At 47.6% G+C, this 16,340-nt stretch carries 12 protein-coding genes; 7 read left to right on the top strand and 5 right to left on the bottom strand.

Annotated features, from left to right (window positions below):
- Positions 1 to 174: 174 nt before the first annotated feature.
- The 4 genes from JMX98_RS06940 to sthA all read left to right on the top strand — a co-directional run bounded on the left by JMX98_RS06940 (position 175) and on the right by sthA (position 4,838).
- Positions 175 to 1,479 carry an RNA-guided endonuclease InsQ/TnpB family protein gene (locus tag JMX98_RS06940; protein ID WP_201585517.1) on the top strand — a complete coding sequence of 435 codons (1,305 nt, stop codon included), beginning with the start codon at positions 175 to 177 and terminating at the stop codon, positions 1,477 to 1,479.
- 224 nt (positions 1,480 to 1,703) lie between these two features.
- The gene (locus JMX98_RS06945; RefSeq protein ID WP_192995369.1) at positions 1,704 to 2,600 is read left to right on the top strand and encodes a pyruvate, water dikinase regulatory protein; all 897 of its coding nucleotides are present in this window, start codon (positions 1,704 to 1,706) and stop codon (positions 2,598 to 2,600) included.
- 79 nt (positions 2,601 to 2,679) lie between these two features.
- Positions 2,680 to 3,084 (top strand): DUF4377 domain-containing protein, encoded by a 405-nt coding sequence (locus JMX98_RS06950; RefSeq protein ID WP_201585518.1) that lies wholly within the window; start codon positions 2,680 to 2,682, stop codon positions 3,082 to 3,084.
- Positions 3,085 to 3,188: 104 nt separating this feature from the next.
- The gene (gene sthA, locus JMX98_RS06955; protein WP_201585519.1) at positions 3,189 to 4,838 is read left to right on the top strand and encodes a Si-specific NAD(P)(+) transhydrogenase; all 1,650 of its coding nucleotides are present in this window, start codon (positions 3,189 to 3,191) and stop codon (positions 4,836 to 4,838) included.
- Between the two features lie 143 nt (positions 4,839 to 4,981).
- On the opposite strand, the gene JMX98_RS06960 is transcribed toward sthA, so the two are convergent.
- The 5 genes from JMX98_RS06960 to JMX98_RS06980 all read right to left on the bottom strand — a co-directional run bounded on the left by JMX98_RS06960 (position 4,982) and on the right by JMX98_RS06980 (position 11,422).
- Positions 4,982 to 6,172, bottom strand: coding sequence for an ABC transporter permease (locus tag JMX98_RS06960; protein WP_201585520.1), 1,191 nt, complete (start codon positions 6,170 to 6,172; stop codon positions 4,982 to 4,984).
- Entirely contained in the window at positions 6,172 to 7,566 is a 1,395-nt protein-coding gene (locus tag JMX98_RS06965; RefSeq protein WP_201585521.1) for an ABC transporter permease, read from the bottom strand. Before JMX98_RS06965 ends, JMX98_RS06960 begins: the two co-directional genes overlap by 1 nt.
- A 3-nt stretch (positions 7,567 to 7,569) precedes the next feature.
- A complete protein-coding gene (locus JMX98_RS06970; RefSeq protein ID WP_201585522.1) occupies positions 7,570 to 8,763 on the bottom strand; it encodes an HlyD family secretion protein in 1,194 nt (397 codons plus the stop codon).
- A 45-nt stretch (positions 8,764 to 8,808) separates the two neighbouring features.
- Positions 8,809 to 9,675 carry a YihY/virulence factor BrkB family protein gene (locus JMX98_RS06975; protein ID WP_201585524.1) on the bottom strand — a complete coding sequence of 289 codons (867 nt, stop codon included), beginning with the start codon at positions 9,673 to 9,675 and terminating at the stop codon, positions 8,809 to 8,811.
- 109 nt (positions 9,676 to 9,784) lie between these two features.
- A complete protein-coding gene (locus JMX98_RS06980) occupies positions 9,785 to 11,422 on the bottom strand; it encodes a TolC family protein (protein ID WP_227680071.1) in 1,638 nt (545 codons plus the stop codon).
- Positions 11,423 to 12,117: 695 nt separating this feature from the next.
- Between JMX98_RS06980 and glpK the strand changes: the two genes are divergently transcribed.
- The 3 genes from glpK (at position 12,118) to JMX98_RS06995 (ending at position 16,122) form a co-directional block, all read left to right on the top strand.
- Positions 12,118 to 13,776: a glycerol kinase GlpK gene (gene glpK, locus JMX98_RS06985; RefSeq protein WP_201585526.1), complete on the top strand. Its 1,659-nt coding sequence runs from the start codon at positions 12,118 to 12,120 to the stop codon at positions 13,774 to 13,776.
- 532 nt (positions 13,777 to 14,308) lie between these two features.
- Positions 14,309 to 14,821: a hypothetical protein gene (locus JMX98_RS06990; RefSeq protein ID WP_201585527.1), complete on the top strand. Its 513-nt coding sequence runs from the start codon at positions 14,309 to 14,311 to the stop codon at positions 14,819 to 14,821.
- Positions 14,822 to 15,102: 281 nt separating this feature from the next.
- Positions 15,103 to 16,122: an endonuclease/exonuclease/phosphatase family protein gene (locus JMX98_RS06995; protein WP_192995354.1), complete on the top strand. Its 1,020-nt coding sequence runs from the start codon at positions 15,103 to 15,105 to the stop codon at positions 16,120 to 16,122.
- Positions 16,123 to 16,340 lie beyond the last annotated feature (218 nt).

Raw genomic sequence — 16,340 nt, forward strand, 5'->3', positions numbered from 1 at the left:
ACATTGATTTCTATCAAAGCCGCGAAAGAGGACTCCACCCGACATTAGGGTAGAGTTGAATGTCGCATATCCTGATTTTTGACACAGATACCTCATTAAAATCACATCAAAGCCACTGATATATTGATACAATAATTAAGTACTGTAATATTTCCAACTCACCAAGAGTATTTCATGAAAATCAACAAAGCGTATAAATTTAGGCTTGAGCCTAATGCAGAGCAAGAGATTATTTTAAATAATCTTGTTGGCTCTGCACGTTTTGTTTGGAATCAAATGCTGGCAATCTCATTTGAGATGTTTGCTAAAGATGAGTTTATCAATGCCACCAACCTTGTTAATAAAATCATGGATCTAAAGAACAATCCTGATTTCGAGTTCTTAAAAACCAGCTCAAATGCTGTATCCTTACAACAAAAAGTACGTGACCTTGCCTCGGCTTGGTCACGTTTCTTTGACCCTAAAGCACATGCCAGATTAAAAGAAAATAAAAATAAACCTCGCAAACCCAAGTTTTTTAAACTGGCTGATGGCACAGAAATCCAGCTACGCTCGTTGATGCCAAAATTTAAGCGCAAATCAGATGGGAGCGACTCAATTCGCTTGGTTCAGTTTGACAAATACTGCCGTATTGAAGGCAATCGAGTAAAACTACCGAATGGCATTGGTCTGGTGAAGTTTAGAAAATCGCAAGACATCATCGGTACCATTAAAAATGTCACCATTAGCAAGAAATCAGGTCGCTGGTATGTGTCATTCGGTACTGAGCGTGAGGTTGAACAACCACGCCATCCCTCTAAAAGCGCCATTGGTTTGGACATGGGTATCAGCAAACTACTCACCACCTCAAACGGTGAATATATTAAACCTAAAAACAGCTTTAAAGCCAATCAAATGAAACTTGCCAAATTACAGCGTCAATTAAGCAGAAAGGTTCTGTTTAGCCAAAACTGGAAGAAGCAAAACCGCAAGATTCAAAAACTCCACAGCCACATTGCCAATATCAGACATGACTACTTGCATAAAATAACCACCAGCATCAGCAAAAGCCACGCCATGATTGCTTGTGAAGATTTAAAAGTCGCCAATATGTCGAAATCAGCCAGTGGCACGGTGGAGAACAAAGGTCGTCATGTCAAAGCCAAGTCAGGATTAAATAAATCCATTCTAGATCAAGGCTGGGGCATGATGGTCAATATGCTTGAGTACAAGCAGCAATGGCGCGGTGGGTTACTGGTTAAGGTAAACCCACGCTACACTAGCCAAACCTGCTCTGAATGCAATCATATCGCCAAGGAAAACAGACAAACTCAGGCAAAATTCGAGTGCGTCAAATGTAGGTATGTTGCGAACGCTGATTTTAATGCGGCTCGTAACATATTAGCGGCAGGACATGCCGTTTTGTCTGCGGAGGGAGGATGCAGTAAAGGTCGCCCGTTGAAACAGAAAACAAGCGACCTTCGTGAGAAAGTCGCCTAAGAGCATTTGCTTTTAGAATCCCCACTTGTGCTTGCCGAAAGTGGCGGGAAGTATGTCAATATGCGTATAATATACAGCAGAAAAACAGGGCGCTCAGCCGTGCCCGGTATGTATAATAAAGACCCAGATGCTATATATCAGACAACGCCATATAATAGACAAAAACTAGATGAAGACTCCTATTGAGTTTTCAATCGATGAGTTTTCAACCGAGGTATCCACGCATGTACTCAAGCAATCCAGCTGAACAAGTCAAGCCCACCATTCAAAACCGCCACGCGCTAAACTTGGATAGCTCTCAGGCCATCAGAACCGCGTTTTTTATCTCAGATGGTACGGCGATTACGGCGGAGACGCTGGGCCGTGCGATCTTAAGTCAGTTTTCCTCGGTTCCTTTTGAGACCAGAGTGTTGCCTTATGTCGATAGCCTAGAGCGTGCTGAGGATGCGGTTGAGCAAATCAATATGGCTTATCAGCGTGATGGTTTGCTGCCATTGGTGTTTGATACCATCGTGAGCCCCGAGATTCGCGAAACAATCAACTCAGCGCACAGCTGTAACTTGGATATGTATGAGGGGCTGATCGGCCGCGTCGCAGAAGAGACTGGGGTAGAGCCAGACGGCCATTCAGGTCATGCTCATGATGATGTCGACTCCGAGACGTATAAAGAGCGTATCGACGCGGTACATTTTGCCTTAGATAACGATGATGGGGCGCGCACCCGTCATTATAATGCTGCCGATATTATCTTGGTAGGGGTATCACGTTCGGGCAAAACACCGACGTCACTATATCTTGCGTTACAATTCGGTATTCGTGCCGCCAATTATCCATTGACAGAAGATGATCTGTATGACAATCAATTACCAAAACCCCTGCGCGAACACAAAGACAAGCTGTTTGGTTTACTGATTGATACCGATCGCTTGGTCAAGATTCGCCAAGAGCGCCGCGCGGGCAGCCGTTATTCGAGCTATCAGCAGTGTCAGCAAGAGCAGCGCGCCATACAAGGTATTTATATCACTCATGGTATCCCAAGCCTCGATGTCTCTGAGATGTCGGTAGAAGAGATTGCCACGCGTATCTTGCAGATGACGGGGCTAAAACGCCGCATCGGTTAGAATGCTGAGCGCTCACATTTTATACCTCCAGATTTATCACACTATCTTTATCAAACGGTCATTTTATATAGAGAAGATTATGCGTTCACTTTATCAAGCCAAAAAAACACCTTTATTATTAGCAAGCGTTATTAGCGCCGCGACGCTATTGAGTGCCTGCCAGACGTCGCCATTTGCTCGTGAGCCTGTGCCTGAGCCGCGTTATATTCCGAGTATTGTGCTTGGTGACGCTCAAACGCTCACCATTATGCCCAATCGTGTCGCCTGCGCCTCAGAGCTACCGATGCAATGCTTGCTGGCCAAATCTAGCAAAGATGGCAGTGTGTTTCAGATTCCTTATGACTGGATTGATGACTTTGCGCCAAGCCTTGGCACCGAATACGTCATTAGTGTACGGCCACAGATCGACGAGGGGCAACAACGTCTGACGGGTCACTGGACGTTGCAAAATATCCTATCTCAACGTATGGTAGGCACCCCTTAGAGCTATGATTAAAGCTATGATAATGAGAAGATCTATGACGCTGTTTCATGGGCGATACGATACATACATTAATATATAAATACATAATATATAAAGAGGACATAATGGGAAGTAAAAAACCAAGCGATGCGACCAACGATGTTGGTGAAGATACCCATACCGAAGTATCTAACAAACAAAGCGCGCCTATACCAAACCCTGAGCACACCAAAGGTAAAGGTAGAAAAGAGAAAATCGAGCAAACCCACGAGCAAGTCACCGAAGACATCATGCATCATCCTGACTTGGTCAATCCGCTCGATGATACTCGTATCGATATCAAAACTGGCTTTACCAAAGACTCGCGTCGTCTAAAGGGCGATAAGCATCAGTATGAGTATGATGTAGTAGTCTTAGGGGCGGGTCCTGCTGGTGAAGCGGCGGCCATGAAGCTGACCAAAGCGGGCAAAAAGGTGGCGGTGATTGATCCGCGTGAGCAGGTCGGTGGTAATTCAACGCACGTCGGCACCATACCGAGTAAAGCGCTGCGTCAATCGGTGTTTAACTTGATCAACTTTCGCCGTGATCCCATGTTTACCAAAGCGATGGAATACAAGCAAGTCCCGCTCAATGAAGTGCTGGCCAAAGCGCGTCAAGTGATTCGCCGGCAAGTCAACACCCACACGCGTTTTTATGAGCGCAACCGTATCGAAGTGATTAATGGCTGGGCAAGCTTCGTCGATGCCCATACTCTGCGCGTCGAAACCGATGACAATATCTTTGAGACTGTCACGTTTAACAAAGCCATCATCACCGTCGGTAGCCGCCCTTATCGCCCAGATATTCTTGACTTTGACCATCCACGGGTATTTGACTCTGACAAAATCTTGCAGATGGACTATGTCGTCAAAAAAATCATCATCTATGGCGCAGGGGTTATCGGCTGTGAGTATGCTTCTATCTTTACCGGCCTTGGCTATAAAGTTGACTTAATCAATAACCAAAACCAGCTACTGAGCTATTTAGATAGTGAAATTAGCGATGCGATTGCCCATGACTTTAGGCAGTTTGGCGTTCTGATCCGTAGTAATGAAGAGATTGATTATTTAGAAACCCATGACGATTATGTGGTCTTGCACCTAAAGAGTGGCAAACGCATCAAGTCAGACGCGATCTTGTGGTCCAATGGCCGTTCAGGCAACACAGAAGGCCTAAACCTAGAGGCCATCGGTCTTGAAGCCAATAGCCGAGGCCAGCTAAAAGTCGATGACACTTACTGTACCGAAATCGACAATATCTATGCAGCCGGCGATGTGATTGGCTGGCCGTCTCTGGCGTCGGCCGCTTATGACCAAGGGCGCTGTGCGGCAGCCTTTATGGTCGGTGACAGTGATGCAGAGCCTGTATCAAGTGTACCGACTGGTATCTATACCATTCCTGAAATCTCTAGTATTGGTAAGACAGAGCAAGAGCTGACGGACGAAAAAGTCCCTTATGAAGTAGGTCAAGCATTCTTTAAACATCTGGCGCGGGCACAGATCATCGGCGAGCGCTCTGGTGTATTAAAGATATTATTCCACCGTGACACGCTGGAGATTTTGGGTATTCATTGCTACGGCAATCACGCCTCAGAGATTATCCATATCGGTCAAGCGGTGATGAAATGCAAGAGCAACAACACCCTTGAGTACTTTGTAAATACCACCTTTAACTATCCAACGATGGCTGAAGCGTATCGAGTGGCTGCATTAAATGGACTAAACCGCGTTTTTTAAAAATGACGCGCGACGTTCAGTCAAATAAAAAAGCGCCTGCTTATGATTAGCAGGCGCTTTTTTTATGGCATTTTTAGCCCATTTAAATGGCTATCGATTGAATTGAGGAGACGCCCTAGAAAGCTTTTAAACGAGCCGAGCCGCTACGAGACTTGCCTACGCTTTGGCGCATTATACCAGCGAAGCCACACAAGTAGCGCAAAATACAGCGCCCATAAGGCCGCTAGCGCATAAAAACCAGTCGCGACCTGAGAGATACTCGCACCCATTTGGTTTAGCTGGACTGAGGTATTGATGGCGGGCGTGGTCGGAATAAACCAGCGCACTATTTGTAAGAAAGTAGGCAGCTGGTCGGCAGGCCATGGGTAGCCGCTGACAAAAAACATCGGCAATGAGCTAAAAATCAAAATCTGCATACTGCGCTCACGCTGACGAAACCAAAGCCCAAGTAGGCAGCCAAGTGTCGCCACCGCCGGACAAAACAGTAAAAGAAACAGCAGGCTGCCGAGCATATTTTGCCCGCGTGGATAGTGATGTAGCTCAAACGCCCAGCCATAATAAAAGCAGCCGATCAAAAAGCTCAGTGTACTAAGCGCTGTGATACGCCCAAGCCAGCCGCTGATGCTGGTCTGATGCCGCCGCTGCTCATACCAAGTACCAATGAGCATGGCAGTGGCCATAAGTAGTGTTTGCTGCAAGATGATAATAGAAACGGCGGGCACCACATAAGCGCCATACCCTTCTGTCTGGTTGTATAGCGGGACAATCTGTAGCGGTACGGCCTGTGCGTTTTGTGCGGCTGTCGGGGCATAGGCACCTTGCGCGACACTCTTTTTAATTTTGACCCCAGCGGAGACCGTGCTAACCGCTTTTAAAAATCCCATCTGCACGTTTTTGTTAAGCAAAAAATAACCGCCATTACCAAGAACACTGACACTAGCTGCTTTACCCGACAGCACGTTTTGCTCAAGCCCACTTGGGATCACCATATAGCCTGCAATTTCATCTGCCCAAATGGCTTCCTTAGCGCTTTGTTCGTCTAAAAACCGTCTGGTGTCGAGCTGCGGGCTGGCGCTAGCATAACGAACGATGGTGCGTGATAAGTCGCTGTTGTCTTTATCAACGATACCGACTGGCACATGATTGACGACCTCCGATGAGTATGGCCACGGATAAAAAAAGCCATAGATGATGGGGGCAATAATCAGCATCAATACAATGCCTTTGTCCGTAAAGACGTCTGTTAGGGTCTGAAAAAAGCTTGCAAAAAAGCCTTGCACTGGCGGCTGCGGCTGGGTGCCTTTAGCGTTATGGTCTGTTGATAATGTCGACATTAGCGTGCTCCCCAGCGTTCAGGATGTGCCAGTGCACGTTTGGTGAGTAGGGCAGTCAGCATCATAGCGACGACAGTGGCGATGGCAAGGCCGTAGAGTATCGGCAGGGAGATGGCGACAGGCGCTTGCATCTGCATCTGCGCGATATGTAGCTTAAGATAATGGGTAAGTGGCAAGGCGTCTGACCAATGCTTGGCACTGTCACTGATGGCAATATAAGGAAAGGTCACGCCAGCAAAGGCATACGAAGGCGCGGAGATAAAACCAGTGGCAGACAAACCCATACGTAATGAAAAAGAGCCTAAAGTAAAAATAGCGCCCAGCCAAAACGATAGCATCATCAAAAGCAGCAGGCCAAGATAAGTGGCAAAAAAAGCGCTGCTCGCTACGGACTCTTGCGGCGTGGCCAGCCACAGCGCCAAGATAGACCAGAGACCATAAGCCAGCATCGGCCAAAAGTACTTACCCAACAACCCAAAAAGCAAAACACCCATGTGCACGCTCGGCAGCGTAGATACAGGTTTTTGATTGGTGTTGTCCTTAGCGGTACTATTTGGCAGCTTAGCTGCAGGTTGACTGAGCGCGGCTATCTTTTGCACAGTGTTATCAGCTACATTGTTATTCACATTGCTACTAATATTGGTACTATCACTAATATTGGCACTAATGCTGCCACTAAGATTGTCATAAGCCTGAGCAGAGGCGATAAAACCATACCAATGGCCAAGCTGCTTATCTCGTAGCTCACGGCCGATGGTCGTGGCACCGATGACCATGGCCAGTATGTGTAATAGCGCCGGTATCACGGTAGAGGCCAAAAACTGCTGATAGTCGGTGGCGGCATTAAACAGACTGATGCGTTGTATGCTGATTGGCGAATAGGCGATTGCCGCTTGTGATGGTGCCATGCCTTGTTTGATCAAGCGCTGAATCTCAACGCCTGCCGACAGAGTACCTGCGACTGCTTGCACACCAGTCTGAATAATACCTGAGTGCGTGCCATACTGGGCATTTACTTGTAAAATAAGCGGTGCGGATTTGCTCGATAAGATATTGCGCGAGAAGTCTTCAGGGATGATGACAACAGCGTAGATATCACGTTGCAAAATAGCCGCTTCTGCCTCTGCGGCTGAATAATAAATCTGTCTGACGCTCAGCGTTGGGCTGGCATCAAGATAGCGCACGGCGGTATTGGCCACTGGGCCATTGTCTTGATCAATGACTCCAATAGGCAGGTTGGTAATCTGGGTCTGCGAAAATATCCACCAAATCAGCAAGACGGTGAGCAAGGGAATCCATACCACCATGGTCAAGTCCCATGGGTTTTTGTGCAAAAACCGCCGCTCATAGGCGGCGCTACGTATAAAAGCCTCACTTAGCTGAGTTAGGCGCATGGCTTACTCTTGGCTCATGGTGGTGGGGTCGATAGGTACGATGACACTCATACCGGAGCGGATACGGGCATCGGGCACAGTCGGGCGAGCCTTGACCTCAAAGGTGCGCACATCAAAACCATCATCATTATTGGTCGGTCGCCACGTGGCAAAGTCGGAGAGGGTCGAGGTGGCATAAACGGTAAATTGTTTGTTGTAGGGCTTGCCGGCAGAAGATAGCGCTGGGATGGTGCCCGTAAACACTTGACCGATGGCAAATTGATTGAGATGCGACTCGGTGACATTGAGCACCACCCACTGATCGTCGGTGTTGACCAGCGTCAAGATTGGCACTCCTTGACCGACGACTTCGCCTGCGCTTACGATGACATTATCAACGATACCAGCAATCGGACTTTTAAGATTGGCTTCTTCTTTTGCGACCAAAGCCTCGTCAAGCTGGGCATCAACCTGCGCCACTTGTGCGGTGGCCGCTGATTTATCCTCACTGCGCGCACCTTCTAGTGCCAAGTCATACTGCAGCCGCGCCGCTTCGGTCTGATCTTGGGTGGCCAGATACTGTGCATAAGCTTCATCGCGTTTTTGCCGTGCCATCAAGCCTTCTTTATAAAGGCGGTCGACACGCTGATAGGTGTTTTGTGCCAAATCAGAGGCGGCTTTGTTGGCCTGCCATGCCGCTTTTGCCTGCGCAATCTCTTGCGGGCGCGCGCCGTTTTCGGCTTTATCCAACTGGCTTTGGGCCATTTGTTTGCCTGCCCGCGCTTGAGCGATCTTGGCATTGATCTCAGGCGAGTCCATTTCAATCAGCTGCTGGCCGGGTGTGACCTCATCACCTTCGGTAACTAAGATTTGAGCGATGCGCCCTGGCACCTTTGCGGCGATAGATGTTTGCTGCATTTGCATCTGTCCTTGCAGCGTCACAAGCGGCGGCTCACTTTGCGCGGTGCTTTTGTATAGGCCGTAGGCAATGACAGCAATGATGATGAGTGCCACGCCAGCCAATAGGGCTTTTTTTCGCATGGCGGCATTGTCTGACTTTGGCGTACCGCGATAATAATCGGCCTCGGCTGGTGCTGGGCTGTCATCAGGCGTCTCTTTTACAGACTCCGTTGGCGTCTGTGCATCATGAAGCCGCGCTGATTCATCAGAATCAGGGAGTTTGCGTGAGTCGTCTGATTCGTTTGGAAATTCAGTCATGACGGTGAGAGTCCTAAAGCAACAAAGTTGAAAACAAAGAGGATATTAATACACACGAATCGCATAAGGCTTGGCGTTTTCGATCGTCTCAGCGTTAAAAATAGCACCAAAGGCGACGATAAACGCTGAATAATACAGCCATAGCATAATGACCACAGCAGCCGAAAGCACGCCAAACTCAGCGCTATAATTATTAAAGTTTTGCACATACAGCGAAAACAATATCGACAGCACAATCCAAAGGACGGTCGCTACCAGCGCACCTGGTACCAGTTTTTTTAGCGCGACTGCGTCCCGATTGGGCGCTAATCGGTATAAACCCAAAAAGCACAAAAATATAATGCCTGCCAGTATCGGCCATCTGCTCCAAAGCGCCACTGTCTTGGCGACTTGCGGAAAGGGCAGGTAAGTGGCGGCAACAGGAATAATCGCGATAGAGGATATGGCTATAATCAAAACCACCACTGCCGCCAAGGTCAAACCAAGGGCGCGTATAGTGCCTTGAATAAAACTGCGCTCTTGGCTGATATGAAAGGCCAGATTGATAAGAACGATTAATGACTTAACCCCTTTGGAGCCTGCATATAAAGCAACTAAGGCTGAGACAGTCAGGCCAAAAGTGAGGGTAGAGGCGGTGTTAGAGACCAGATCACTTAGGCGCGAATCTAAGACGTCATATACCGTATCAGGTATAAAGGGGCGTAGCAGTGATATCTGCTCTTGCATCTCGGCGGGCGAAAACGCCAAGCCGTACAGCAGCACAAACACAGCCATGACTGGAAAAATCGACAAAAAACCAAAATACCCGACGCTTGCGCAGTGTGCCCAGACGTTTGAGGTATTGGCAATACGCCACGTCTCTAGTAACGTCTGTCGCCAATTGCGGGTCGAGGTAGCAGTCAGATTTTTCATAAAACAATCATTCACACTAAAGGTTCAGGTTAGGTGTCTCTATCAGCCATGTTAAGTAAATGACGGTAGCTTACTTAAGTCGTTGTGATTTGTTTTTCGCTGTGTTTTTTTATTGCTGAGTATATAAAGTCGGCAATTGAATGTCAGCAGCATTGAGGTAAGCATTGAATGCCAACGGTGTGCCGCAGCTTTGCATCAAGGCAGCCAGTGCTTGTACATAGTCATGTGCTGCTTGTGCTTGCTCGGTACGAGCTTTGAGCGCTTGCGTTTGTGCTTGTACCACCTCTATCGTGGTATTGACCCCTTCTTGTAATCCCAAACGGCGTAAGCGCAGCACCTCTGCGGCCAGATCTACATTACTCTGCAGGGCTTGATAGCGTGCTTGGGCATTATTGACATCATGCCAGTTTTTTTCGACCAGCAGGAGTAAGTTGTCACTGACCTCGATCTCAGACAAGTCGGCTTGACGAATCTGCGCGCTACTAGAGGCCAGTGATGCGGTTTTGTCGAGCCCGCCCCACAGTTTCCAGCTGGCAGAAACACCAGCGACCCAGCTTGGGTCTTTTTCAACTTGCCCGTAGCCATAAAGCATGACCGTCGGCTTGTAGCCTGTATCGGATAAGGCATGTAGCTGCTGCGCCTGCGCGCGCTTGGCCGCAACTTTTTGTAGCCCTGGGTGATTATTGAGCGCCAAGTCCTGAAAGTAGCTGACATCAGGCAACGGGCGGCTGGAGACAAACAATGGCGTAGTGGGCTTGATACGGTAGTCAGTGCGCAGCAGTCTTTGTAGTGCAATCATCGCAAGGCGAGCATCGTTGTTGGCTTTGACAGCTTCGCTTTTGGCATCTGCCAGCGCCGACTGTGCCTCTAGTCTATCGACATGAGAGATAAAGCCTTCTTCATACAAGCGCTCGGCCATATGGTCGGTCTGTTTTAACGTATCATAAGCATCGTCGCGCAAATAGGCGGCAATGATGGCAAGCTGCGCTTTAAAATACCGCTCGATTAATGTGTTATATAGTGCGTTTTTATCCAGTATGCTGTCTGCGAGTGCTTCTTGGGTACGGGCGCGGGAGGCTCCCGTTAGAGCTGCGGTGCGTCCGGCGGTATAGATGGGCCACGCCACGCCTAGGCCAGCGCTGGTCGTCTCGCCTGAGCGCTTAAAATTATAAGAGTCCGGCAGGCGTTCGCCGACGAGCTCACCGAAGTTTGGCAAATCTGGGACAGGCGGCGGGACAATGCCATCGACGCTGTTATTAATTTCATTGACAATGCCGCTTCTGAGTGAAGACAAATCGATATCCTCATCGAGGTGGTAGGCACTGGCTGAAACGCGCGCAAACACCAGTGGGTTGTCTAAGGTTTTGAGAGCGTCGGTTTGGTATTCACTGGCGGCGATGGCTGCATCATTGGCCGCGATTTTGGGTGAGACTTGCAATAAGATATCTTGTGCTTCCTCAAGGCTCAAAAAACTAGACACATCCAGCGCATAGCTGTTGTCCACTGTCTTGTGCGTGATGGGGTCGATAAGCGTACTTAAGGGCTTTGTGGCACGCTTATGGTCATGACTCATCGCACTGTGTGCGATGCGGATGTCGTCGGTTGCCTGAATACGTGCCGCGCTATCCTCTGCCTCAACGATTTGCGTGATGGTTGGTATCTCATTTTGAAAGCCGGCGTGGCTAGGCGCTGCCGTGGGGTCTACACGAGTGTCTGTGTTTGCATGGGTAACTATCGATGCACTCATTAGAGTCACCGTCATCATAGCAATAGAGAGAGCCGATAAAGCAAATTTCATAAGTCACATAAGCCGTTAATGAGAGTGCAAGGTATGATTCAAGACCATCAGACCTATAAAAAAGTACACTGGTATACAGGTTGCTACGGGTATGATTGCGTATCGCAAGTCGGCAGCAGATAGCATTGTACATTTATTATAGACTATTCATCCAAAGCAAATAAGTGAGGATGTGCCCTATTATGAACATACTGTAGAGCCTCAATCGTGACGGGTCAATGCTCAGTATTTTGACTTTTTCTATTGTGTATTAAATAGCGCTATGATAGACAATCAGCTACAGTAAATAAATAGACATCAAACCGCGCAAAAGATGGCTATACATATGGCAAGCAGTGCCGGCAAAATACCGCGCTATAATCAGTATCATAAGCCTAACATCAAAAATAGAAGACTTAGCGTTATATAGGACATATAGTCAGTTGAACATGAAACTGTTATATAAATTTAAACGCGCTACTGGTATAAACTTTACTTGCGTGCTGCGTTCCCAGAGGCTGCGCAACCTACGTTTAAAAATAGCATCCCAGTAGCGCTATGCGCTTTTTAGAGTACATTGACTATACTCAGAATAGGACAGACTCAGGACATATTGTAAACTGAGCTGACGATTATTTAGCATATCAGCAAAAAAGGGGCAGGTAATGGCAGGATATATATTGGCCTTGGACCAAGGCACGACATCGAGCCGAGCGATACTCTACGACGATCACGCCCGCCCCATTAAGATGGCGCAGCAACCGACGACCTTGCAGACACCTAAGGCAGGTTTTGTAGAGCAAGATGCCCAGCAAATTTGGCAGACGCAGATTAGCTGTGCGCACGATGTGATCAACCTCGCAGGCCTGCTGGCCACCGATGTCAGTAGCATTGCCATCACCAACCAGCGTGAATCTATTGTGATGTGGGACAAACAAACCGGCAAGCCATTAGCGCCAGCGATTATTTGGCAAGACAGGCGTACGGCCAGCTATTGCAAAACTCTGGCCGCTGAACCTGCAAGTCGCGGCGCGTCTGACAGCGGTGCACGGAGCAAAAGCGCATTGAGCAAAGTTGCGGTTAGCGACACGGGTCTCAATAGCAGCGCGCAGCATGGCATGGCAGAAGAGGTGCAGCGTCTGACAGGCCTGCGCCTCGATCCATATTTTAGTGCCAGCAAAATCGCTTGGCTGCTCGAAAACAACCCTAAGCTGAGCGTGCGCGCCAGTAGAGGTGAGATAGCGGTGGGCACCATCGATAGCTGGTTGATATACAAACTGACTGGTGGCGCGCATGTCATCGATGTGACCAATGCATCTCGGACGTTATTGTTTGATATTCATAAGCTGGCATGGTCAGAGGTGCTTTGTGCCCGTTTTTCGATACCCATGAGCATCCTACCCACCGTTTTGCCGTCTGACGGAGATTTTGGCAAAACCAAAAAAGGCCTATTTGCCAAGCAAATACCTATTCAGTCGGTATTGGGCGATCAGCAAGCGGCGCTCTTTGGCCAAGGCTGTCTGGACGCGGGTATGGCCAAAAACACCTATGGGACTGGGTGCTTTATGCTGATGAACATAGGCAAACAACCAAAAATCAGCGAACATAAACTGCTGACCACCATCGCATGGCAGCGAAAAACCAGCCCAACGCGCCCAGATAACTTATCATTTGACCAAATCGTTCAGTCAGGTATGCGCCTATTACAGCCACCAAAAAAAGAAGTGACCTATGCCTTGGAAGGTAGTGTGTTTATGGCAGGTGCCATTATCCAGTGGCTACGAGATAATTTGGGTATGATTAAGACAAGTGGTGAAGTGGAGGATTTGGCACGGCAAGTAGACAGTAGTGAAGAGGTGGTACTATTGCCAGCTTTTACAGGACTTGGCGCGCCTTATTGGCGCTCTGATATCAGCGCCAGTATCACTGGGATGAGCCGCGGCACTACGAAGGCGCATATTGCTCGTGCAGCGCTAGAAGCGGTCGCTTATCAAACCTATGATGTGCTGATTGCAATGCAAAAAGATAGCCCCCATCCGCTTACAGAGCTCAGGGTAGATGGCGGCGCGGCCAATAATGATTTGCTGATGCAGTTTCAGGCAGATCTACTGGATGTGCCAGTGCTGCGTCCTAGGGATACAGAAATCACCGCAAAAGGTGCAGCAATGCTCGCGGGTCTAAAAACAGGGCTGTATGATGACACCACGATGCAAGCGTCTTGGCAAGTAGAGCGTATATTTGAGCCGAGCATGTCGGCAGATATGCGTGAGCAGCATCTGAGTAAATGGCAGCAAGCCATCAAACGATCCTTAATGCCGCTATAAAACAACGCGATAAATAGGGCGTGTTGAATATTCGCAAATAGGCACTGCTGATTGCTAAAATTGTTCCAGACAAGGCACAAAGCGACGATAATGCAGATGCCTTAGCGAGATTTGTAACGCAGTATGGGGCAATTTTAGCATCAGCCCGCAGGGACAGGACTCTTTTTTGCCGCTTCATCGTTAAAAATAAGCGCTTAGAATGACTAAACTTATTATTTTTAACATCGAATCGCCTAAAAAATAGTCGCTGTCAGTGCCATGGTCGAATGTTCAACACGCCCTAATGATATAGAAAAATAAGAAGACGATAAAATCAATAAAGGAGTATTACTGAAAACCTGAAACGGCCGTACACGACCGTGAGAAAGATACAGGCTGTAACGTAAGGCAATCTGAAGTGGGACAGAGTTTACATAACGCGTCTATCGAAGCTTATCCATAAATTCCTATACTTTAATGGTATTCACAAGTCCGCAAGCTTGGCGGTCTGAGTAGTTAAAATATAACAAATAATGAATGTAAGGATAATATTATGAGTAACCATGACGGTATCGATCGCAGTGAAGTAAAACACATGTCAAAAGAGTCTAAAAAAGACCTAAACGCAGACATCATCACCGGTGAGCCAGGATCGCATCCTATTGGCACAGGTATTGGCGGCGTTGGCGGTGCAGCAGCGGGCGCGGCTATTGGTACAATGGCAGGGCCGCTAGGGACACTAATTGGCGGCGCGATTGGCGCAGTCGTCGGTGGCGGCGCCGGTCATGCAGCTGCAGAAGCGATTGATCCGACGCGTGAAGAAGCATACTGGCGCGCTGAGTATGCCAATGCAGACTACTATCGTGAAGGTCTAGATTTTGATCGTGATTTACACCCAGCATATGCAGTAGGCTACGCCAATCGTGCGCGCTATCCAGCTGATGCGCGTTTTGAAGACCACGAAGCTGACTTAGAGCGCTCATGGCACGAAGTAAAAGGCGAGTCTCGCCTAGAGTGGAATGATGCTCGCCGAGCTTCACGCGATGCATGGAACCGTGTTTCTTAATTGGCTTCTTTATAAGGCCCTAAAAATCTTATGAAAACTCATTAGAAATATAAATAAAAAAGCGTAACAGTCTAACAACTAAGCAGTATTATAAGAGCTTACTATGACGTTACAGCAGAGATTTTAATTGTACATTAGTTTCTTTCAATCGCTTTTATTTAGATTATTTATGTTATTTTGAGGCTTCCGAAGGCATCTTTGGAAGCTTTTTTTATGAAAAAAGTTTATTATTTATGGGTGTTAATGAATATATCAGACATTATAAAAATAATAGGGAATATATGAATAATAAGGCTGATAATCATCAATTTTATATCGCGACCGCAAACTTATTGAACTTTGCAAATCCCAACCGCATTTATTATGACAATGCCCCTGCTTATAATGATACTGAATACAATCATAAGCTACGCGGTATCAGCGAATTGTTGGCGAAGGCTCATGCCGATATCATCGCTGTACAAGAAGTTTGGGATAGTGCCGCTTTAGTAGCGCTGGCGGCGTCTTTGGGTTTTGAGGCAAAGCACGTCATCGCACCGCTGGCAAGCAATGATGCGGCCAGCCCGTATACCCAAGGGCAGGGTGCCCAAAAGACACCAGCAGTAGGCATGATCAGCCGTTTTGAGCCGTTAGAGGTCAGTTTGTTACAGGAGGTGGCACCGAAGGCAGTGCTTGATGTCCCTGATGTGGGACTCTATCAGCGCTTTAATCGGCCGCCGCTGATGGTGCGCGTTGATGCTTATGGTCAGCCAATCACCATCGTCACCGCGCATCTAAAAAGCAAACGTGCTTTTTTCTTGCGTGATGAGGCCGGCAACTTGCTAGAAGATATGGATGACCCTAATATCAGGGTCCGTGCCAAGCTACGAAGTCTTTGTATGCGTGCGGCCGAGGCGGCTTCGATTCGTATGTCTATCATTGAGCGTTTGCAGAATACCCGTGAGCCGCTGATTTTGTTGGGTGACATGAATGATGTGACGAATAGCGTCACCACGCAGCTGATGACGGAGACGGGCGAGGTCAATTATGATAAAAGCATGCGCGATGTTGCACTATTTGATGCTGCCCGTATTCAAGCGCGTTATGGCTGGATGAAAGATGTGGCTTATACTCATATTTACCAAGGTATGCCAGAGGTCATCGATCAATTATTTGTGTCAGAAGAGTTCTTACCTGATAGCAAGTTTTCGCTCGGTCAGGTAGAGCGGGTGGACTATTTTAATGATCATTTAAAATGGGATTATGCAGATAGGGTCATCGATCATGGTATTATAAGAGCGAAAATCAAACTAAATAATTAGCAGTATCATACAGTTATATCGACATTGTTATGTTGTTGACTCATATATTATTTTTAACCCACTAAACTGCCTTGCTTGATAGTATACAAGCGTTTATGATGCCTCCTTATTGAAAGGGGTGGCGATGATAGCAATGAATTATTGTTAGTCAATCATCGTTGTTTTTTATTTAAGACCAAACTTTCAATAAAGACCGTATTTATAAAATAGGGCGTAAC

It is taken from the genome of Psychrobacter sp. HII-4 (assembly GCF_904846595.1).
Taxonomy (GTDB): Bacteria; Pseudomonadota; Gammaproteobacteria; order Pseudomonadales; family Moraxellaceae; genus Psychrobacter; species Psychrobacter celer.

Coding starts and splice junctions, on each gene's coding strand:
- JMX98_RS06965 (WP_201585521.1), bottom strand. CDS start 7,566: ATGCGCCTAACTCAGCTAAGTGAGGCTTTTATACGTAGCGCCGCCTAT.
- JMX98_RS06975 (WP_201585524.1), bottom strand. CDS start 9,675: ATGAAAAATCTGACTGCTACCTCGACCCGCAATTGGCGACAGACGTTA.
- glpK (WP_201585526.1), top strand. CDS start 12,118: ATGGCAGGATATATATTGGCCTTGGACCAAGGCACGACATCGAGCCGA.
- JMX98_RS06940 (WP_201585517.1), top strand. CDS start 175: ATGAAAATCAACAAAGCGTATAAATTTAGGCTTGAGCCTAATGCAGAG.
- JMX98_RS06980 (WP_227680071.1), bottom strand. CDS start 11,422: ATGAGTGCATCGATAGTTACCCATGCAAACACAGACACTCGTGTAGAC.
- JMX98_RS06990 (WP_201585527.1), top strand. CDS start 14,309: ATGAGTAACCATGACGGTATCGATCGCAGTGAAGTAAAACACATGTCA.
- sthA (WP_201585519.1), top strand. CDS start 3,189: ATGGGAAGTAAAAAACCAAGCGATGCGACCAACGATGTTGGTGAAGAT.
- JMX98_RS06945 (WP_192995369.1), top strand. CDS start 1,704: ATGTACTCAAGCAATCCAGCTGAACAAGTCAAGCCCACCATTCAAAAC.
- JMX98_RS06960 (WP_201585520.1), bottom strand. CDS start 6,172: ATGTCGACATTATCAACAGACCATAACGCTAAAGGCACCCAGCCGCAG.
- JMX98_RS06995 (WP_192995354.1), top strand. CDS start 15,103: ATGAATAATAAGGCTGATAATCATCAATTTTATATCGCGACCGCAAAC.
- JMX98_RS06970 (WP_201585522.1), bottom strand. CDS start 8,763: ATGACTGAATTTCCAAACGAATCAGACGACTCACGCAAACTCCCTGAT.
- JMX98_RS06950 (WP_201585518.1), top strand. CDS start 2,680: ATGCGTTCACTTTATCAAGCCAAAAAAACACCTTTATTATTAGCAAGC.